The 20,389-nt window shown below is 52.3% G+C and carries 20 protein-coding genes; 5 read left to right on the forward strand and 15 right to left on the reverse strand.

Annotated features, from left to right (window positions below):
* Positions 1-68 precede the first annotated feature (68 nt).
* Positions 69-1,163, reverse strand: coding sequence for a hypothetical protein (locus AC52PS_RS05340; RefSeq protein ID WP_495562010.1), 1,095 nt, complete (start codon positions 1,161-1,163; stop codon positions 69-71).
* A 45-nt stretch (positions 1,164-1,208) separates the two neighbouring features.
* Between AC52PS_RS05340 and AC52PS_RS05345 the strand changes: the two genes are divergently transcribed.
* Positions 1,209-1,892 (forward strand): MBL fold metallo-hydrolase, encoded by a 684-nt coding sequence (locus AC52PS_RS05345; protein ID WP_495562011.1) that lies wholly within the window; start codon positions 1,209-1,211, stop codon positions 1,890-1,892.
* A 97-nt stretch (positions 1,893-1,989) separates the two neighbouring features.
* Here the strand turns inward: AC52PS_RS05345 and AC52PS_RS05350 are convergent, their stop codons facing one another.
* Together AC52PS_RS05350 and AC52PS_RS05355 are read right to left on the reverse strand one after the other, a co-directional pair.
* Complete coding sequence (locus AC52PS_RS05350) at positions 1,990-2,436, reverse strand: hypothetical protein (protein ID WP_495562012.1); 447 nt, start codon at positions 2,434-2,436, stop codon at positions 1,990-1,992.
* Between the two features lie 136 nt (positions 2,437-2,572).
* Entirely contained in the window at positions 2,573-2,929 is a 357-nt protein-coding gene (locus tag AC52PS_RS05355; RefSeq protein ID WP_495562013.1) for a TraR/DksA family transcriptional regulator, read from the reverse strand.
* 160 nt (positions 2,930-3,089) lie between these two features.
* On the opposite strand from AC52PS_RS05355, the gene infA reads away from it, so the two are divergent.
* Positions 3,090-3,308 (forward strand): translation initiation factor IF-1, encoded by a 219-nt coding sequence (gene infA / locus AC52PS_RS05360; protein WP_024269076.1) that lies wholly within the window; start codon positions 3,090-3,092, stop codon positions 3,306-3,308.
* 85 nt (positions 3,309-3,393) lie between these two features.
* On the opposite strand, the gene AC52PS_RS05365 is transcribed toward infA, so the two are convergent.
* From AC52PS_RS05365 to AC52PS_RS05405, 9 genes are read right to left on the reverse strand one after another with little or no spacing between them, the layout of a single operon-like run.
* Positions 3,394-3,837, reverse strand: coding sequence for a Smr/MutS family protein (locus tag AC52PS_RS05365; protein WP_495562014.1), 444 nt, complete (start codon positions 3,835-3,837; stop codon positions 3,394-3,396).
* Positions 3,830-5,986 carry a hypothetical protein gene (locus AC52PS_RS05370; protein WP_495562015.1) on the reverse strand — a complete coding sequence of 719 codons (2,157 nt, stop codon included), beginning with the start codon at positions 5,984-5,986 and terminating at the stop codon, positions 3,830-3,832. Before AC52PS_RS05370 ends, AC52PS_RS05365 begins: the two co-directional genes overlap by 8 nt.
* The gene (locus tag AC52PS_RS05375; RefSeq protein ID WP_495562016.1) at positions 5,935-6,534 is read right to left on the reverse strand and encodes a tetratricopeptide repeat protein; all 600 of its coding nucleotides are present in this window, start codon (positions 6,532-6,534) and stop codon (positions 5,935-5,937) included. The genes AC52PS_RS05370 and AC52PS_RS05375 overlap by 52 nt, the downstream gene beginning before the upstream one ends.
* Positions 6,534-7,517, reverse strand: coding sequence for a vWA domain-containing protein (locus tag AC52PS_RS05380; RefSeq protein WP_495562017.1), 984 nt, complete (start codon positions 7,515-7,517; stop codon positions 6,534-6,536). Before AC52PS_RS05380 ends, AC52PS_RS05375 begins: the two co-directional genes overlap by 1 nt.
* Positions 7,514-8,527 (reverse strand): VWA domain-containing protein, encoded by a 1,014-nt coding sequence (locus AC52PS_RS05385; protein ID WP_495562018.1) that lies wholly within the window; start codon positions 8,525-8,527, stop codon positions 7,514-7,516. Before AC52PS_RS05385 ends, AC52PS_RS05380 begins: the two co-directional genes overlap by 4 nt.
* Positions 8,524-9,501 carry a hypothetical protein gene (locus tag AC52PS_RS05390; protein ID WP_495562019.1) on the reverse strand — a complete coding sequence of 326 codons (978 nt, stop codon included), beginning with the start codon at positions 9,499-9,501 and terminating at the stop codon, positions 8,524-8,526. The genes AC52PS_RS05385 and AC52PS_RS05390 overlap by 4 nt, the downstream gene beginning before the upstream one ends.
* Entirely contained in the window at positions 9,498-10,373 is an 876-nt protein-coding gene (locus tag AC52PS_RS05395; protein ID WP_024269084.1) for a DUF58 domain-containing protein, read from the reverse strand. The genes AC52PS_RS05390 and AC52PS_RS05395 overlap by 4 nt, the downstream gene beginning before the upstream one ends.
* Positions 10,370-11,365 carry an AAA family ATPase gene (locus tag AC52PS_RS05400; protein ID WP_495562020.1) on the reverse strand — a complete coding sequence of 332 codons (996 nt, stop codon included), beginning with the start codon at positions 11,363-11,365 and terminating at the stop codon, positions 10,370-10,372. The genes AC52PS_RS05395 and AC52PS_RS05400 overlap by 4 nt, the downstream gene beginning before the upstream one ends.
* A 20-nt stretch (positions 11,366-11,385) precedes the next feature.
* Complete coding sequence (locus AC52PS_RS05405; protein WP_495562021.1) at positions 11,386-12,789, reverse strand: bifunctional ornithine acetyltransferase/N-acetylglutamate synthase; 1,404 nt, start codon at positions 12,787-12,789, stop codon at positions 11,386-11,388.
* A 57-nt stretch (positions 12,790-12,846) separates the two neighbouring features.
* On the opposite strand from AC52PS_RS05405, the gene AC52PS_RS05410 reads away from it, so the two are divergent.
* Both AC52PS_RS05410 and AC52PS_RS05415 read left to right on the forward strand, forming a co-directional pair.
* Positions 12,847-15,471 carry a DNA polymerase domain-containing protein gene (locus AC52PS_RS05410; protein WP_495562022.1) on the forward strand — a complete coding sequence of 875 codons (2,625 nt, stop codon included), beginning with the start codon at positions 12,847-12,849 and terminating at the stop codon, positions 15,469-15,471.
* Positions 15,472-15,498: 27 nt separating this feature from the next.
* Entirely contained in the window at positions 15,499-16,254 is a 756-nt protein-coding gene (locus AC52PS_RS05415) for a uracil-DNA glycosylase family protein (protein WP_495562023.1), read from the forward strand.
* On the opposite strand, the gene AC52PS_RS05420 is transcribed toward AC52PS_RS05415, so the two are convergent.
* From AC52PS_RS05420 to AC52PS_RS05430, 3 genes are read right to left on the reverse strand one after another with little or no spacing between them, the layout of a single operon-like run.
* Positions 16,244-17,449: an endonuclease/exonuclease/phosphatase family protein gene (locus tag AC52PS_RS05420; protein ID WP_495562024.1), complete on the reverse strand. Its 1,206-nt coding sequence runs from the start codon at positions 17,447-17,449 to the stop codon at positions 16,244-16,246. The genes AC52PS_RS05415 and AC52PS_RS05420 overlap by 11 nt on opposite strands.
* 38 nt (positions 17,450-17,487) lie before the next feature.
* Complete coding sequence (locus tag AC52PS_RS05425) at positions 17,488-18,498, reverse strand: phosphoribosylaminoimidazolesuccinocarboxamide synthase (protein ID WP_495562025.1); 1,011 nt, start codon at positions 18,496-18,498, stop codon at positions 17,488-17,490.
* A gap of 1 nt (position 18,499) precedes the next feature.
* The gene (locus AC52PS_RS05430) at positions 18,500-19,081 is read right to left on the reverse strand and encodes an ATP-dependent Clp protease proteolytic subunit (RefSeq protein WP_495562184.1); all 582 of its coding nucleotides are present in this window, start codon (positions 19,079-19,081) and stop codon (positions 18,500-18,502) included.
* Between the two features lie 368 nt (positions 19,082-19,449).
* On the opposite strand from AC52PS_RS05430, the gene era reads away from it, so the two are divergent.
* Positions 19,450-20,337, forward strand: a complete 888-nt coding sequence (gene era / locus AC52PS_RS05435) for a GTPase Era (protein WP_495562026.1) — start codon at positions 19,450-19,452, stop codon at positions 20,335-20,337.
* Positions 20,338-20,389 lie beyond the last annotated feature (52 nt).

Consider the following 20,389-nt stretch of genomic DNA (forward strand, 5'->3'; position numbering starts at 1 on the left):
GACTCAATACAATCCATCACTGCTCAATCCGACCGGGAGCTCCTCCTGAGCCGGGTTGAGCAGCCCGATTAATAAAAAAACAGCAGAAACATCAACACCACCAAAGAAAAATTCAATGCCATACCCAACGCGAAGAAAAACAATGCCGCCCATTCATGGAACAGTGCTTTTCGGTGACATTGGTCTGCCAGTACCTCCGGGTCGCCCTGAATTGCCAGCCATTCTGCAAAGGGATCGTTACTATCCTCAGGATAGAAACACCACAGCCGTTCCTCATCTCCTCCCCGGAATATGCTGTTGCCCAGTCTAAACCTCGGATCATTCACCATTTCCCGTCTCTCGGCGGAGCAAATCGTTTTCACATAGCGGCTTCCATCGGGCAGCATGCCTTCGGGATACCTGAGCGGCAGGCGCAGCAGATCCCGTTGGGAACGAAAATTTCTTCCAACCCGCCACTGATTACGGTACAGAAAGTAGAAAAAAATCCCCGGCGGAGCAAGGATCAGCCCCGGAAGAAGGGCAAGAGGAACCAGAAACATCAGCCGGAAATCGTCGGCATTCTGCTGAAGGACCCGTAAGAGAAGCATCAATTCCAACATCACCCCGGAGAGCATTGAAAAGGGAGTAATGCTGTTCCAGAACTCATTGCGCTGCCGTCCCGTCTGAATTGACCTGGAAAGTACCTGTTCGGTATCCACATCATGAACAATCACCAGCATCCGGCATTCGGGATCGGGGTGAAAGAGGGGAACCAATGAAGATTCATCCACCGTGCCGTACACGAAGAACCGCGTCCCTTCCGGAAGACTGCTGAGATTCTTCCATGTGGTATACACCGGAGAAGCATCGCTCCTCTGAAGATCCTCGGTATTCAAATCATGCCCCGGGAGCACAAAAATATGGGGGGTGGAAAGATCCACCCGGACACGGTGCTTCCCGTCGCTGAGCCAAATAATATTTTCATCCTCTATGGCGTCCAAACTTCCGAAAAAACGTCTGGTCCGGGAATCCCTGCCGTTGGCGGGATACACCGGGACCGAGGAGGATTCAATAACCGATTGCCTGAAACGTCGCCAGCGGCTTCTGGTATGAAATGCGCCGAGAAACGGCAGGATTCCGAAGAAAACCAAGGCTATCAGCATTGCAGACACATAGATGTTCATGATTTGCTTGCCTCCCAAAGGATGAATGTCTATTCTATATACTATATGGTAGAACGGATAATAACAGGCCCGCTGCACACAAACAGCTTCGTAGTTTCCACTGGAAGAAAATCCTGCCTTCTCATCGATCCCGGTGTGGATGCGGAAATGATCTGGCAAAGCATGGAACGGATCAACCTCACTCCCCACACTATTGTATTCACCCACGGTCATATTGACCACACCGCAGGCGCGCTGGAAATCATCGAGCATTACAGGGAAAAAGGCGTCGAGATACAGGTGGGCATTCATTCATCCGATTCGGATTATCTTGGATTAAACGGTGAAGATCTCAACCGTAGGCTTCTCCCTGAAAACAACCAAGAGGCGGATGAGGTTTTTATTCAGCTTTATAAGCCCCGCCCTCAGGCGGATTTCTTTTTTACAGAAGGCGACAGCCTGCCTGAATCGGATTTACACGTTATTCACACCCCCGGTCATACCGAAGGAAGCGTGTGTTTCTATTCAGAAAGCAACTCGGCTCTATTCACCGGAGACTCGCTATTTTTTGATGCCCTGGGAAGAACAGATTATACCAGCAGCAATAAGGATGATCTTCTGGAAGTACTGAATTCAAAGATATTTCAGCTTCCACCGGAAACGCGGATCTATCCCGGACACGGCCCCCTTTCTTCCCTGGAACGGGAAATCCGGGACGACAGGTTCAAAACCAATCACGGCATGATTTAAAACTTCTCTTAGACCTTGCAATCCCGGGCTTCCCCCTGGATGCAATTCTGAGAGAGGGGTTGGCAGTACATAATTGTTTCGAGATGGAAGGAAGTACTCAGGCGGTCATATTCAGAAGAAGTGCGTTTTGGCTGTCGTGTACTCCGAAATTTGCTCCCAGATCCTGTGAAATCCCTTCAATTCCCGTACGTTGAATGTTGCGGTATTTCTGAGCATATTCCCGTATCATTGCATCAATGGCTTCGGCACTCAAACCGCTCACATCTTTCTCGGAATCCTGATCCATGGAGCGCTCTTTCATCTGTACCAGACGATCAATCAGGGTATCAAGAACCCGCAGACGGGAAGAGGAATACCCGCTGGCATTGTCCGGAGAAGGCGATACGGTAATGTGCTTGAATTGGGCATACACGGAAAAGTCACGAACGTTCACCGCAACCTTCCCCCCAACTGTTCTGGGTCTCAACATTTGAGATAGGGGTATGGTGGTCGCAGGAAGGTGTTGCTGATTGTGTAGATTGAGGTTGGCTGCACTCAAGTCCATTACGTTCCTCCTGCTTACCTTTTCGGCAAAACAGGAGAATGTATGAGAGATTTATATGCATGCCAAAGAAATACCCACCACACAGTACTCACATTGTAGAGGGCCGGCATTCCCGGAAATTACAGTTCGGAAGAACTCAGCGGTTCCTCCGTTCCAGCTCATTTTGATATTCTATGGTATAGAGAGCATATGGGATTGCCTCCAGACGTTCAGCAGGGATCGGTTTCCCGGTTTTGAGACAATATCCGTATTTTCCGTTTTCGATTCTGGAAAGAGCGGCTTCAATGAGATTTAATCGCTTCACTTCCTGGGCGGAAAGGGTGCTGAGCAGTTTTTTATCGATATCTGAACTGGCGGCATCCACCAAGTCCTTTTTGTCGTTAGACGAGGCAAGTTCGAGAAAATCCTCATCCTCGTGAATGAGGTTTTGGATGATTTCGCTCTTCATCTGAAGAAGCTTGTCTTTCATCCTGTCTACGAATTCTCTATCCATGGAGAACTCCTCAAGAACGGGGGTTCTTATTAAAATTTGCGATAAAATGCCTGAAAGCAAGGGAAAAGTCAACAAGTTGACAAAAAAAAACCAATTTTTTATTATGCACATCTGAACCTCCGAATACGGAGGCAGTATCAACTATATATTTGGAGTATATGTGGCAAAAGAAGAGGCAATAGAAGTAGAAGGTATCGTTAAAGAAGCTCTACCCAATACCATGTTCCGTGTGGAGCTGAAAAACGGTCATGTCATTCTCACACATCTTTCCGGAAAAATGCGGAAGCATTATATCCGAATCGTTCCCGGAGACCGGGTCAAGGTTGCACTTTCCCCGTACGATCTTACCAGGGGACGGATTATCTACCGCGAACGCTAAGCATTTTTACCCAGTCTCAGTGCAGCCAGCAGGGTCGCCCATCATTCAGTCAGTGCAAAAGATTGGGCAGTTGAGACCATCGGGATCATTTGATTATCAGCCAAAGAGCACCGCTTCCACCTAATGACCTTCCGGGCACCCCATGCCGCCCTGCATGTGGATGCTCTCGCACAACCTGCATCACCGTATCCCTGAGAACCGGGCCATTCTTACTATGATTTCCTTTGCCGTGGATGATAAGAATCTTCTTCCATCCACGGCGGTAGGATTCATCGATAAACCGCTGCAACGTCAATTCAGCCCCTTGGGAAACCATACCATGAAGATCAATAGTCCCCTCAATTTTTAAATTTTTGGGGTTTACCCCGCTGTGCAGCCTCTCTTCCGTTTCGGTTTTCCGGCTGCTGAGGTCATCTGTTTCCAGATATTTCTCCAACATCCGTTCAAATTCCGAAGATGATTCACTCTCAGACCTGCCCCGGGAACGCATCCCGTCCCATTCTTCAAGAATTTTACCAAAGTCAGTCATTTCCGGCCCCCTGACCTTCCCCATTACCGTTCACCGAGGAAGCAGAAGTTTCATCACCTGTCGGCGGAAGGTATGCCCGCTGATCGGCAATCCAGGCTTCAATCCCGTATGCAGTACGGATCTGGATAAAGCCCGAGGCGGAGACTCCGGGGGAAACGGTGGTACCCTCGGGTAGAAAAATCCAGTTCTCGGCTTCCCTATCGGGGATTTTTTTCAGCATTACCCCCCCTTCCTTGATCACTGCAACCGGACTGTCAACACCGGATCGGTATACAAAAAACAAGGTGGCGCTCAACGCCAGAACAATGATTACCACAACGGTACCCACCACAAAAGATGCATTCCAGCGGGGCTTAAAATCCTTATGGACCAGGTACACGGCACTGAACAGAATGGAAACATACATCAACAGCAAAGACCAATCCCAGTGGGGAATTCTGTTGATACTGAATTGCCGGGTTAATTGAAGCTCCTGCTGAAGCGTGCGTAACGCGGAGCGGAGAAAGGGATCCAGAGGCGCCAGGCTGACCGCGTTTCTCATAAGCATTACCGCCCGGGCATTATTCCCGGCAAGATGTTCCAATCGGGCCACATCGAAATGAAGACGGGTATCCCGGGGACGGACGCCCAGAAGGCTCTGCCCTCTGAGCAGAAGAGCCTGAAGGTTCTCCCCGTCGTCCACTTGTTCGGCTGCAGTGAAATAGGACTCAAGCTGCCGGGACATCGGCACCTGGGGATCTGCATTCACCAGAATAATCAGGGCGATGCTGAGGGAGATGACGGTGTACACCAGAATTCCTGTGGCGGAAATTGCCGAACGCTTTTTCCCGATGATCCGCTGAATAATAAGAATGGGAGGTATCAGAGAAAACATCAGGGCGCCGATCCAGTTCTGAGCAAGATCCATGGGAAGCTTCTCCACCAGTCCACGGCGAATGGGAAAACGCAGTTGGGCGAAACTGGGCTGTTTTTCCGTCACTTCCTTTTCTCGAACGCTAATCCGGTAGATCCGTGCACCGCTGCGCTGCAAATCCTCAAGGAAGGGGTTGAACCACTGAAAATCCGGCACCACAATGGTCGTTTCACCGGGGTTGTCCGCCCGGATTCTATAAATTTGCCGCCGGGACCCGCTATAGCCGTTTTCCGTCGCCTCATAGTCGGCGAGCTGATCCCGGCCTTCCACGGTGCCGTTTCGAACCTCAATTTCCGGCATCTGGAGGACTCCCAGACTGCCTTCTCCGCTGATAATCAGCTCGAAAACCAGTTCATCCCCCTCTTCCAGTTCATCCGGAAGAGATGATACCGAGAGCTCAAATCGTCCAACTGCCCCATTTTCCATACTCGGGCTGTCTCTCAGTGGCTGAACCTGGATGGTCTGGGAGGAAACTGAGCGGCGGTAGCCGCTGAAACTCACCTGAGCGGAAGGAATTCTCAGGTTTCCACTTTCCAGAGGGGTGTACAGGAAGGTGGCCAGGGGGATTCGATTGAATGTTTCATTCATGAATTCATAGCTGGTAAGTTCGCCTAACCCGGTAACCTCCTCCAGAATACCATCCCTTGCAGATTCCACCTGCAGACTTTCGGGGAAAATAATTTCCTTGGCCCGGTGCATATCCAGGGAGATATACACGGTTTGCCCTTCAAAGACCGGTCCCGGAGGGAGGCTCCACTCCAACTCCGGGGGAACCATATTCCCGTCGGCGGTAACCGGAACCAGGATTTCGGCGGTCTCCAGGCTCCGTTCCGGCCAGATCAGGGTGAAAGGCCGGATGCTCACATACCCGGCTACATCGGCAACATAATTATATCGGTAACGGATCCGGTCTTCGGGGATATCTGCGGAGAAGGAACTTTCGTAGCTGGGCCCCGAGTAGTACCGCATTCTTTCAGGAGTCTCGGGACGCTGGATGCGCAATCCCGGTTGGTACTCCCGGGGAATTTCAATATAGAGATTGAAGCGGCTTCCTTCCTGTACCGGCTCCTGCTGAAGGTACACGGAAATATCATCCAGGCTCTGGGCATTTCCGGAGACGGTCACACCGAAGCCCAGGAGCACAGCAAAGAGAAAAAATCGTACTGGAGTGGCGATCCTGGTGCTCACCAGTCCTTGATCTCCGGAAGCTGCCGGTCCTGGTGCTGCTGTATCCATAACTGTTCTTCCTTTCGCCTGATGTATTCAAACATCCGAATACTGTCTGCTGACAGTTCTCCTTCCTCATCCGAAGCCGGCTGGGGTCTGAACTGGCTGCCGCTTCCCTTGGCTCCCTGGAGCTTCAGCAGGGTCAGCTCGAGATTATACTTGGTGCCAACATGTTTGGGATCGTAGGACAACGCAGCCTTGAAGCTTTCAAAAGCCTCTTCGTATTTTCCCTGCTCGTAATAGAGAATACCCTGATTGAATTTTACTGCGAACAGCAGTTCAAGATCTTCAGTTGTCAAAGATTCTTCCCAGAGCTCAAATGCCGCATCGAATTCTCCCAGGGAATGATACACATTTGCGAGATTATATTTCACCCATGGCTGGTATTCATCCCGCTCCAGAGCCTCCAGGTACTGCACAGTGGCCTCCTGGTAGTCTCCCCGGCCGTAGGCATAGTTTCCGGCCAAAACCGGAATATGCGGCCCCTGGAAGTTGCAGGCGGAAAACCCTGCAAATCCTGCCAACAGCAGTGCAATACGCCAAATGACTCTTCCCATTAGAATAACCCCCTGAGCTTGATCCTCCGGATTAAAATGTGACCGATGTAAAACAGCAGGGCAAGGGTTAAGAAAAACCTGTAGCGGGTAATGCTCACCAGCCTGAATCCGTCGGTTCCCCTCTGGCCGGTAAGCTCCTTGATGCGGGTATCCAGAGAGCCAAGCCCGCCGGCGGCTTCAAAATAGCTTCCGCGGCTCAGGCGGGCTATCTCTTCAAGAGATGTACTGTCCAGCCGGGTCACCACAGGATTCCCTTGGGGATCCCGGACTATCCGGTTATCGCCCTGGGGAATGGTGGATCCTTCCCTGCTGCCCAAACCGTAGGTGAAAACAGAAATTCCAAGACGGCCCGCTTCAAGAGCGGGATCCACAAAATTGCCCGACAATTCCTCACCATCGCTGAACAGGACGATAATCCGGTGTCTGTTTGAACTCTCAGGAAGCGCCTTCAATGCACTGTTCAACGCCGCTTCAAGGTCGGTACCCGGGCTGGATATAACTTCGGTGTTCAGATAATTCAACGCATTCTCCAGGGCATACACATCTTCGGTGGCGGGGAGAAGCACGGTCCCATCCCCCTTAAATGCCACCAGTCCGAAGCGTGCGCCGGGAAGATTTTCACTCAGCCCCCGAATTACCTCTTTGGCCCTTCCTATTCTGCTGGGGGGAATATCTTCCGCCAGCATGCTGTAGGATGCATCTACCACATACATGATATCCAGGCCCACCCGGTCCTCCTCAATGGGCTGCTCACCCCAGTTCATACCGGCGAGACTGAAGGTGAAAAACGTGTATGCCAGAATCATAAACAGGGAAGAGAGAAACCACTTGATGAAAAATACCGAGCGCACCCCTTCATTCTCCCAGAATCCCCCGATACGGCGGAGATCTTCCCGGTTCATACTGTATTCCCGGAATTGCATGAGAAGAAGTACAGGAATGCCAAGGAGCAAAAGCAGCACAGAAGGATACACGAGGGTCATAGCAGCTCCCTGAGAAACATTTTCCGGATAATGTAATCACTGAAAAGGAAGATAAACGCCAAGATGATCAAGCGCCGGTGAACCGGCTCTTTCCGGACCTCCACTTTCAGCCGGGTCTCCACCCGCTCAAGGCTGTCTATGGCCAGCAGAACCCCTTCCAGACTTCCCGGATTGGAAACGGCGTAGTATTCGCCCCCGGTGCTCCGGGCGATTGACTGGAGAAGATCCTCCTGGAGCTCTCCCCGGTAGGTCGCACGGTACGGCTTGCCGTTCCGGGGGTCCACGAATTCCAGCAGGACCTCTTTATCGCTTCCGATACCGATCACATACACCCGCACCCCCGCCTCTGCTGCGATATTCGCTGCAGCTTCGGGCTGAATTTCACCGGCGTTGCTTTCACCGTCGGTGAGAAGTATCATCACCTTTTCCCGTGCGCTGGACTCCCTGAGGTGAAGAGATCCAAGGGCGATGCCCATTCCCAAAGCGGTGCCTTCGCCCAACTCCATCACCTGGAGCGCTTCCACTGCATTCTTGAGATAGCCGTAATCCAGGGTGGGAGGAACTCTCAGCGCGGCCTGACTTCCGAAAATGGCAAGCCCCATGGGGTCATTTTTCCGCCTGTCGATAAAGCGGAGAATGGTCTCCTGGGCACTTTCCAGCCGGGAATTATTGGAAAAATCCTGGGCGGCCATGGAGGGGGAAATATCAATGACAAACATCACATCAATACCCCGGGAGGTGAAGACTTTTTCCCGGCTCACCCGGGACGGCCCCGAAAGGGCAATAACCGTGAGAATTATTCCCGCCCATGAGAGGCCCATGGACAGCACATATACCAGGCTTGGAAGGGTGAAAGGATTTCCGAAACCTTTTCCCTTCCAGTTGGAAAATGCAAAGGTGAGCTTTCCTCCACGCTGTTTCCAGATATGCCTAATATAATACAGAGGAATGAGCAAAAGGAAGATAAGCAGCATCTCCGGATGATCCAGCGTCCATTGTTCGGAATTCATGCCTTGCGCCTCCCTCTTACCCGGCGGGAAACTGTTTCCCCAGCGGCGCTGCGGGTCCTGCCCTTTCCCCGTTGAGAGGAGAAAGCCCCTTTTTTCTGAACCGATCCCCGGCTGTTTTCAATATGGTCAAGTACTTCCTGAAGCTGAGATAAATGATCCATCCTGGATTTAAGGGTGGAAGGCTGGGAAGCAAATTTCACCAGGTCTCCGTGGTGAAACAGGCGGATAATGAAATTCCGGTCGGCAGGATTTTCAACCCCTTTATTCAGGGCTGCCTCCAACTCCCGGGTGGTGGCGGATCGGGCGTCCACCTGAATTCTGCCGCTTAAATACACCCGGACCAAGTCCAGCAGAGTAATGTAGAAATTTCTTCCGTCCATGGTTCCCGCATTGCTGGTAAGCTCCTTGAGGCTTCTTACCAGCCGCCGGTACGGCAACCCCTCCCGGTAGCGCTGGATGAGCGTACTCAAATACTGACGTCCCCACTTAAAAATGGCAAGCCAGAGCAGAGGGATGCTCAGCAGCAGGAGCGCCCAGAGAATAATAATCACCTGTGTTCCGGGCAGAATTATCTGGCTTTGACTGGGAACCAGATCCTGCTCGTTAGTATCCAGAATAGAGGTGACGAAAATGGAAATATCATTCAACACTATGGGACCAAGGTTGATGGCAGGAAGGGTGCGTGTACCCGGATAATAGCTGGTAAAAAGGATCCGGATATCTTTCTCATCGCCCCTGTCAATGATCCGGATATCGTGAATATCCCCCCAGGAAGGCTGGGGGGGATCCTGGGGCAGCTGAATCTCATCCAGGAGGGGACTGCGGAGACTGAGGCGCAATTCCACCCTGTCCCCCACATAATACACCGAGGGGAGAAACACGGTCCGGGTAATACTGTATTCCTGGGAATTCAGGCTGCTCAATGATACGATCAGCAACAGGGCTCCCACTGCAATGCCTCTCAGGATTTTCATCGCCGCCGTTTTCTCCTCTGGAAGAACTGAAACAGCTTGAGAATCGGATCCTCATTGCTCTGAATTTCAATGGGACTCACCCCGCGCTTTTGGCATTCCCTGAACCACTGCCGGCGCTGCTGAGCCCAATATTCCTGGTATTTTTTTCGAAACCGTCTGTTTGAGCCCAGTCCGAGCAGAGTTCTGCCGGTTTCCGCGTCCTGCATTTTAATAAGACCGGTGGCGGGAAAATCCACCTCTTCAGGACTGGTCAGGCGGACGGCAATTACATCGTGGCGCTTCGCCAGGATGCTCAAATCCCGCCAATATCCGCTGGATTTAAAATCCGAGAGAACCACACAGATTCCCCGGCGCTTGAGCGCTTCGCCGGTGGTCTTAATGGCAAGACCTAAATTGGAGCCTGTTCCTTTCGGCTTGTAGCGAATCATGTCTTGAATAAGACGGAGAGCATGTTTTCTCCCCTTCATGGGGCTCACCCAGTGCTCAATCTCCTCGGTAAAGAAAACCGCGCCAACCTGGTCGTTGTTATTAATCGCCGCAAAGGTGAAGATGGTAAACAGCAAATCCGCCGTTTCCCGGAGCGTGTGGCTTCCGGCGGCGGAAAACACACTTGCAGACAGATCAACCAGGAGAAACAACACAATCTCCCGTTCCTCCCGGAAGGTCTTGGTATACACCTGATTCATTCGGCTGGTCACATTCCAGTCAATGAGACGGGGATCATCCCCCTCCACATACTCACGCACCTCGGAAAATTCTATTCCCGGTCCTTTGAACACCGAACGGTAGTTTCCCGACAGAAGGCTTTCCACCAGTTTGGATGAGAGCAGTTCAAGATTTTTTACTCTGGCGAAAAGCCGGGCTGCATTCATGGTACCGGCACCGCAGAAAGCAGGTAGGAAATAACATCCTCGCTGGTCATATCTTCACTTTCCGCTTCATAGCTCAGATTAATCCTGTGCCTGAGCACCATGGGCGCTACATATTTCACATCCTCGGGAACTACGAAACTCCGTCCTTCAAGGAGAGCCTTCACCTTGGAGGTGCGGTACAGATAAATGCTGGCCCGGGGAGATGCGCCGAATTCAATAAAACGGGCGAAACTGTTAAGTCCCTGATCATTCTGCCTGCTGGCAGCCACTATATTCACAATATAGCTCTCTATGCGTTCGTCCATGGTGATACGTGCGGCGTTATCCCTCAGCCGTTTAATATCAGATTTCATAATCTGCCGGGTAAGTCTGATATGCTCCGGATTGCCCATCCGCCGGAGAATCTGAAGCTCCTCCTCCGGAGTGGGATAATCCACGGTGAGTTTCAGAATAAAGCGGTCCAACTGGGCTTCGGGAAGCGGATAGGTTCCTTCCTGTTCAATGGGATTCTGGGTGGCCAGAACAAAGAATGGTTCGGGCAGAGGATAGGTGTTATCCCCGATGGTCACCTGATTTTCCTCCATGGCTTCGAGCATGGCTGACTGAACCTTGGCCGGTGCGCGATTGATCTCATCGGCAAGAATAATATTGGAAAACACCGGGCCCTTCCGGGGAACGAATTCTCCGGTCTGCTGACGGTATATCATGGTTCCCACCAAATCCGCCGGCAGAAGGTCGGGGGTAAACTGAATCCGCTTGAAACTTGCATCCACCACTTCCGCCATACTTTTTATGGCCAGGGTTTTCGCCAGACCGGGCACACCCTCCAAGAGAACATGTCCTCCGGCAAGAATTCCCAGAAACATTCCTTCGATCATATCACTCTGGCCCACAACCACATTGGATATCTCTTCCATTGCCTTGCGGATCAGATCTCTGGAGCGCATCACCTGAAGCTCCAGTTCAGAACGCTCACTTTCTTTTATTTCCATGTTTTCCTCTCTCACCGGAATCAGCTGCGGTAATCGGCATTCTCATGAACATATTCATGCCCCAAATCCGAGGCATACACATGCACCCCGCCGGAAACGGCGGGCTGCTCCGACTCACCCAGGTCTATTTTAATGTGAACACAGCGGTCATGCTGAGGATATCCGGTAACCCGTGGATTCTGGGACCGCTCCTTCAAATATCCGCTGAGAATTTCCTCTTTTTCTTTATCAAGATGGAATACTCCCTGGGAGAACACCATCTCACCCCCGATAAAAATGCTCAGTCTTTTGCCGTCCAGCTGAAGATTCTTGTTTCCCAGATAGTCACCCACTGCAGATAATATTCTCCCCACATTGGGATCATTGCCGTATACAGCAGTCTTAACCAGGGGGCTGTTTCCCACGGCCTTGCCGATTTCCCGGGACAAATCCCTGTCGGCACTTCCGCAAACCTCTATATCCATAACATGTGCAGTGCCCTCTCCGTTACGGACAATGTCCATACTCAGATCCCTGCACAGTTCGGTGAACTCTCTTCTGAAGTCCTCCAATTCTACACCGAATTTTCCCGAACTGAAAGCCAGCACCATGTCGCTTGTGGACTGATCCGAGTCAACGGATATTCTGTTAAAACTGACATCCACCGCGTCCTTAAGGATTTCCCGCAAAGCATCCCTTGGCACATCAAGATCGGTAAAAATGAACCCCAGCATGGTTGCCATATTGGGTTCGATCATTCCCGCACCCTTGGCCACAGCTACAATCCTTCCCCGGCCCAATTCTCTGACCCTGATTTTCGGAAAACTGTCGGTGGTCATAATTGCCCGGGCAAATTTCAGCAGTGCGTCAGAGGATTCCGGGGATCGGGGGGATTCGGGAGACCGGGCCCGGTCATCTCCCGCTTCCTCCGCTTCCTCCGCTGCCTCCCGGGCAGCTCGGGCATTCATCTGCGTGCCGTCATTCCTCAGAGGGCCAAGCAAATCGGGGAGAGCCTTAAGCATCTCCTGCTCGGGAAGCTGCCAGCCGATAATTCCCGTGGAACTGGGAAACAGCGATCCGGATTCAATTCCCAGAATTGACTCGGCGGCAGCTGTAAGACGAAGTGCAGCAGCCCGCCCGCCCCGTGCTGCCACATTCGAAATCCGGTTGTTCACCAGAATCCCCCGCATAAATTCTTTTTCCAGCCGTTCTCTTCCGATACGCACCGGAGCGCCGGGTACGGCATTTTTCGTAAACACCCCTGCGAAGGAGCGGCAGGGTTCTGATGCCGCCACTGCCGCCATATTCATCCGGTAGGGTTCTTCACTGGGCCGCTCCAGGGGGAGAAATGTAAAGGAACTCACAGAGGCCTTAAATCCAAGGGGAAATCCGCCCAGAGATCGCAGATAGTCATAATATTCAGTTTGATTGTTGCAGCAGGACATGGTGTTTCCGTTATAAAGTAAGGCAGAAATAAATGCAAGCTGATATACTCCCCCCACATGAGCAGAACGCCCGAACAATTTTTTGCCAGCCTCATATATATCCGCTCCCGGATGCTCCAGGGAAAAGAGCACATTCTCCTTCAGGGGAGACTATCGGACGGCCGGAATTACGGAATCGTCCAGCCGTTCCAACCCCGTTTTTTTATTCCCGCAGCCTGGAAAAGTCTGGCCGCCGAACGTGCTGCAGAGCTCCGTCTGGATCCAACATTTCACCTGGATGAAACATGGGAAAGCATGGCCGGCACTCCCCTTCTTAAAATCAGCTTTTCCGCCATGCATCAGCTGCAGACCATGCACCGCTCACTGAAAAGCGAATCTATCCCCTGTTATGAAGGAGATATTAACGCAACCCAGCAATTTCTCACCGATCATCCAATCCCTCTCTATTTTCATTTCCGGGGCACCCCCATTTCTGGAGATCGGGTGGATATCCGCTTCCAGGATGTACAACTCGAATCCTCTGCCGCCACCGAGGCGGAAGCAGAACCGGGAATCGCCCCGGGGAATTCATCCCTGCCTCTGCCGGAAATTCGGACCCTTGCTTTGGACATCGAGACCACAAGGGACGGCTCCGTACTCTGCATTTCGTTGAGCGGAACGCCATGGAAAGATTGTGTGCTCATGCTGGACCGGGGACTGCCGTCCCGGTTGTCACATAATTCTTCCGGGGATTCTTCCAATAATTCTTCCGGGGATGATCCGGGCTTTACCATTCTCCCCTATAAAAATGAAGCAGCGTTGCTCACGGGCTTCAGGGAAAATCTGCGTGCCAGGGATCCGGACATTATCACCGGCTGGAATGTAATTTCTTTCGATATGGCAGTAATACTCCGCCGGATGGAACAACTGGGAGTACCCGCAGATCTGGGACGCTCCCGGGAACCGGCCCAATTTACCCCCGGACGGGAGGATTTCCCCGACATGGCGGATGTTCCCGGACGGCTGGTTATAGATGCCATGAAACTTCAAAGGATGAGTCCGGGACATCTTGAATCCTACAGCCTGGAACATGTGGCTCAGCGGCTGTTGGGTGAGGGAAAAACCGAAGAGTTCCAGAGTCACTCTAAAATGAGGGAGCTGGAGCTCCTCTGGGAGAATAATCCCGGGGAATTTGTGCGCTACTGCATGAAGGATGCCCGGCTGGTTTTAAAAATTCTGGACGCCAACGGACTCCTGGAAATCAGTTTTCAGAGAAGCAGACTCTGCGGAACGAGCCTCTCCCGGGCATGGGCCAGCATTCATTCCTTTGAAATACTCTATATGAGCCGGATGCACAGACTGGGAATTGCCGCTGCGGATGAAGACAGCGAACGGTTGGAAATGAATGAAAGTCCCGGGGGTACGATTATATTCCCCAAAAGCGGCACCGCGTCCCGGGTTCTGATCCTGGATTTCAAAGGACTGTATCCGTCCATCATCAGGACGTTTGGTGTAGATCCCCTTGCCCATGCCCGGTGGCGGTCGGCAGGCGCCCCCCTTCCCCGGGGCTACGCATCCTGGAGCGACCATCTCCCGGACTCGGGCCCCTGGATCATCAGCCCTAACGGAGCGGGATTCAGCAGAAACGGGGGCATCCTTCCACCCCTTCTGGACCGCTTTTATAAATTCAGGGAAAAGGCAAAAGCCGCCGGCGACGCCAATGCGGCATATGCCTACAAAATTCTTGCAAACTCCTTCTACGGGGTCCTGGGAAGCCCCGGATGCCGCTTTGCAGGCAGCGACCTTTCAACTGCCATTACCGGCTTCGCCCGGGAGATCCTTTACTGGAGCAGGGATCGGGCGGAAGAACAGGGCTTCGAAGTGATGTACGGGGACACCGACAGCCTGTTTCTGATTCCCCCGGATGACACCCCGGATTCCGAAATTGCAACCCGGGGAACCCACTTCGCCCGGTGGCTGAACTCCCGGTTGGGGGAGTTCATTCAAAAGGAATACAGACTGGAAAGCCGTCTGGAGATCGAATTTGAAACCATATTCGCCCCGCTGTTTATCCCCCCTCTGAAATCGGTGTCCGGCCGGGAGTTCCGGGACATGCTCGATTCCGCCGGACTGGACGCCCCCCAGGGGAGGGCTAAGAGTTATGCGGGAATAGCCCATAATCCCCAAATGTTTCCATCACCGGAGGCCGGATTGGTGATCAAAGGAATGGAAGCGGTTCGCAGAGACTGGACGGCTCTTGCCCGGAGAATTCAGGAAGATGTCCTTATGTTGATTTTCTCCGCAGCTTCCCGGGAAACCGTACACAAATACATTCAGGATGCGGTTGACGGTATGGGAGATACAGACAAATATCACGAATTAATCATTAGCAGACGGCTGAGCAAACCGGCATCCGAATATCGGGAAAGCGCACCCCCCCATGTAAGGGCAGCCCGAATTGCGGAAGAGACGGTTAGACCCGAGCGGCCTTTGAAGAAAATCCGCTATGTGATGACCGATGAGGGCCCCCGTCCCGTACTCTCCGGGGAAAATTTCCCCCTCCCGGTCCCCGATAAACAATGGTATATTCAGAAACAGATTCTCCCGGTGCTGGAAAGCATAAACGCAGCGGCAGACTGGGATCTTCATGGCAGCTGTATGCGCCGCTATGAACCGGGGGGACAAATGGATCTTTGGCAGTAAATTCCGCAGAACGATTGGGAGACGGTAATGACAGACGCTACAACCGCAGCAGATATCCTGAGGGTTACAGAGAGTGTGAACAGGGAGCTGGCCTCCCTGAATTTCAGCGAACCGGTACATACAGTCTACAATCCCCAGGAGTACGCATACTCGGTTCACCGGGAATATGTGGAACGCTTCGCCCGCTCAGGTCTGAGGGCCGTTTTTTTAGGAATGAACCCCGGCCCCTGGGGAATGGCTCAAACCGGAGTGCCTTTCGGGGCGATCCCCTGGGTTCGGGACTGGATGAACATCAGCAGCGATGCATGGAGAGACATAGGGAAACCCGGGAGCGAACATCCCAAACGTCCCATCCAGGGGCGTAATTGCAGCCGTGTTGAAGTGAGCGGCGACAGACTCTGGGGCCTTATGGCAGAGCGCTTCGGTGGTGCGGAGGCGTTCTTTCGGCAGCATTTCGTCATTAATTATTGCCCCCTGGTGTTCATGGAAGAGAGCGGCCGGAACCGTACCCCTGATAAGCTTCCCCGGGAGGAAAAAACGGCTTTATTCCGGATCTGCGACCGGTCGCTGTCCAAGATTATTGAGATTCTCCAGCCCGAATACCTTATCGGGGTGGGAAAGTTCGCCCAGAACACCCTTACCCGGATCTTCAAAGATTCGGAATTTGAGATTCACGGTATTCTCCACCCAAGCCCTGCAAGCCCTGCCGCCAACAGAGGCTGGGCGGTCCGTGCGGAACAGCAGCTTGAGGAAAGAGGTATCTGGGCGGGACCTACTCCCTGAGCACAAGAAGCAGCGGAAGATGGTCCGAATAGCCGTATCCGTTATGGGACCGGTATGCCGCAGGCTCACCGTCACCGTCCAGCAGGTACCATAAATTTCCCACTTGAAATTCCCGGAGGGAGTATCCGGAGCGCTCCAGAAGCAGGTCATTTGCAGCAAGCTGATCTATCCGCTCCCAACGCCCGCGATAGGCATAGCTTCCCTTCACTTCACCGCCGGTGTTGGGCCGCTGCGACCGGGGCCCGCCCCAAAAATGATACATAACCGGAGGGTCTGAGAAATTGGATAGGTATTCATCCAGAAGGGGATCTCCCAGGCTTTGTTCACCTGCGAGCATCAACGGTGTACCCGCATCTTCTTCCACGTCAGGAAACTGAAATTCCCCTGCTGCAATTTCAACTGGCAGAGGTCGGGCTCCGGAGAACACATCCGCCGGCAAGAGCGCTCCCGAATACCTGATGCTGCTCCCGCTGCTCTCGGCATCCAAAAACCCCTCGTGAAGATCCTCGTTGGCATCTCCGGCGATAAGCATTGCAGCATAGGGAAATTCCCGGCGGCGGGCGCTGATCACCGAAGAAAGCTGCCGGGACTCGGCAATGCGGAGTTCTGCAGATTCTCCCTCCCGGTCTCCCAGCTTGCTTTTCCAGTGAAAGGCAAAAACGATCAGTGTGCCTCCGTTGGGAAGCTCCAGGGATACTTCCAGGAGGGGCCGACGGGATTCAGCACCTATCTGAACACCGTGGACCCTGCGGCCCAGGACCTTTAAACGGGTCAGCACCGCAAGCGAGAGAGGAGAGGCGGTTTCACAGGAGGCGGAAAACCCCGTCCGGTAGCCCAAATCCCTAAGGTACAGGTTGTTCAAGTCGGAGAGCACCGAAGCATTTTCGATTTCCTGGAGAATGATAACATCAGGTCCGCCGGGAACCATATCCCGGAGAACCCTGGATAATCGTCGCAATCTGTTATGGTACTTTTTCGAGTTCCATTCCTGGGGATGGGGTACGAACTCAGGAAATTCTCCTCCGTCATTCACATCATTGAACAGCGTCTGCACATTGTAGCTGAGAATTCGCAAAGACCCCTCTTCAGGCTGCTGAACTTCGCAGGCTGAGGCGCAAAGTATCAGCATAACCGGCAAGGTCAGAAATTTCAGAAGGGAAGGAAACGTACGGGAAGTCGGTTTTGGATCATACATCTGCACCTCCGAATTCGACCGGAGCTGCACCCCGGCCTCTACATGAGAGACCGGATATTTTCGTATTCTGCTTGGATATCTGGAAAATCCGGTTCAAAATCCCGTCCGCAAATCTGCTGATATGCAGAAACATACTTCCACGCCAGTTCAAGAAGCACATCCTCGGGTATCTCCGGCGGCGGTCCGTCCCCGCGGAAGTTCTGATCCATGAGCCATCTTCTCAGGTACTCTTTATCCAGCTTATTCTGGGGCCGGCCCTCATGAAAATCGGCCGCATAGCTGTGGGCAAACCAGTAACGGGAACTGTCGGGGGTATGAATCTCATCCACCAGAATCAGCTTGCCGTCCACCAGTCCGAACTCATATTTCGTATCCACCAGTATCAGCCCCCGCCGGGCTGCAATTTCACGCCCCCGGGAATAAAGTTTTGCGGCAGTTAGTTCAACTTCCTTCCATAACGACTCGTCCACCAATTCCCGCCGGATAATTTCTTCCCGGCTTACCGGTTCATCGTGGTCACCCAGATCCGCCTTGGTTGAGGGGGTAATGAGGGGAGTTTCAAACTCCTGATTTTCTTTCATCCCCGGAGGTAGTGAAATGCCGGAAACCGCCTTGCCACGCCGGTAATCCCTCCACGCCGAACCGGTGAGAAAGCCACGAACCACCACCTCCACCGGCAACACCTGTGCAGGTGTCACCTCAAGGCTACGACCGCCCGGGCGGCTGATAATATGGTTGGGAATAATATCTTCTGTCTGCCGGAACCACCAGGATGAAATCCGGGTAAGCACCTCACCCTTCATGGGAACCAGATCCAGAACCCGGTCAAACGCGCTCACCCGGTCACTGGTTACCATGATAATCCGCCGGGGAAATATCAGACTGTCCCGCACCTTACCCTGGTAAAAGCGAATATCTCCGCTCGCGATACCCTGATGCAATCCTGCGGGTAATTGCGGTGCCTGTATACCGTGTACCCGGTTCTCTCCCAACGCGGAAAAGCCGGGGAATACCTGGCCCTTCCGCTGCCATAGCTCTTCCCGATTCACCTTAATCGTCCAAGTCGCTCCGGGAGGTAATCACCCGGGAGATAAGACCGTAATCCAGACTTTCATCCGCATTCAGCCAGTAGTCCCGGTCAGTGTCTCTTTCGATTTCCTCCAGAGTCTTACCGGTTTCTTCGCTGATAAGCTTGTTGATTTTCGCCTTGGTTTTTTCAATCTCTTTGGCATGAATTTCAATATCTGTAGCAACCCCCCGCATGCCGCTCAAGGGCTGGTGAATCAGATAATGACTGTTGGGGAGACCAAGACGCTGCTCCTTGTCCGCAGCCAGCAAAATAAGGGCCCCTGCACTGGCAACCAGTCCCATGCCGATGGTGTACACTTTGGGCTTTACGAATCGGATCATATCGAAGATCGCATATCCTGCATCCACGTCACCCCCGGGACTGTCAATAAATACTTTAATCGGCTCATCACCGGATGCTTCGAGAATCAGCAGACTTCGGATAACCCGTTCAGCCAAATCTTTGTTTACTTCTCCGCTGAGCAGAATCGAGCGGGTCTTCATCATTTTGAGAATGAGCGGATCCTGCCCCTGCTGTTTGTTGTCGGATGTTTCTTCTTCCATTCTGATATGTGACTGTACGTTCATACACGCTCCAGTTTTATTTTGTTGAACTCGGTAAAATCAATAATTTTGATTATTAAATCACTGAAGTTTTCATGATGCACTAGGTATCAATAATGCAAATAGCTACCAATTTTACCTGTTTAGGGGAGATCTTCCAATATCATTTGGAAAATATCCCGATTGATGTAATATAGTGAAAATACAACGAGTAAACCATACTATATTCAAATGATCTCCGGCAACATCAGTTTTTCCCGGAAGGGTTATTGCGGCAGGTACCATGCTGTTGGGTGCCCATATTGTATGGAATTGTCCGGGGTGCAGCGGGTCAATCGCTAAGAATCCCCGGAGAACAAGGAAACCAGATGAAAAAATCGGCAATGATTGCCATTGTGGGCAGACCCTCATGCGGAAAATCCACCCTGATGAATGCCCTCTGCGGTGAAAAAATATCCATAGTCAGCCCTATTCCACAGACTACCCGGAATAAAATCAAGGGCATTATGAATGACCCCCGGGGTCAGATAGTGTTCATGGACACGCCGGGTTTTCATAATTCCATAAGAAAATACAACCTGGAAATGCGCAGCCTTGTGAGCGAATCTCTGAATGACTGCGATGCAATCCTGTATGTGCTGGATGCAAGTCGTACTCCGGGGGAGGAGGAGATGCAGCTTATATCTCTGCTCAGCGGCCAGAAAGCCCCCCTCGTGGTGGCGTTTAATAAGACGGATATGGCCTCCTCCCACAGTCTCCGGAACCTGCTGAACCAATCCGCACCTTCCCTCCCCCAGGGCGTGGAAATTTCGGCAACACGGGGCAGCGGACTGGATGAATTGCGGGAAGCTTTGTTCAGTATCGCCCCCGAAGGGGAGGCCCTGTATCCCGAGGATTATTATACCGATCAGGATCCGGAATTTCGCATTGGGGAAATTATCCGGGAACGGGCAATGCTCCATGCCCGGGATGAACTCCCCCACGCCATTTATGTGGAAATTCACGATATGGAGATTAATGAACGGGAAGAAGGGAAAATTCCCCAGTTATGGATTCGGGCTTCGGTTGTTGTAGAGACGAAAAGCCAGGTTGGACTGGTTGTAGGCAAAGGGGGAACCGGAATCAAGGAGATACGGGTGAAGAGTCAAAAAGAGATCGGAAGGCTCTTTCCCTATCGAATACACCTTGATCTTCGGGTCAAAACCAACCCTAAATGGCGTCGAAACGATGCGGTGCTTCGCAGATTGATGAAATAGGCGGCTATTCGGATTTTTTTCCCTGAATGGGCTGCGGCAATTTTGAAAGACC

Source organism: Salinispira sp. (assembly GCF_059431795.1).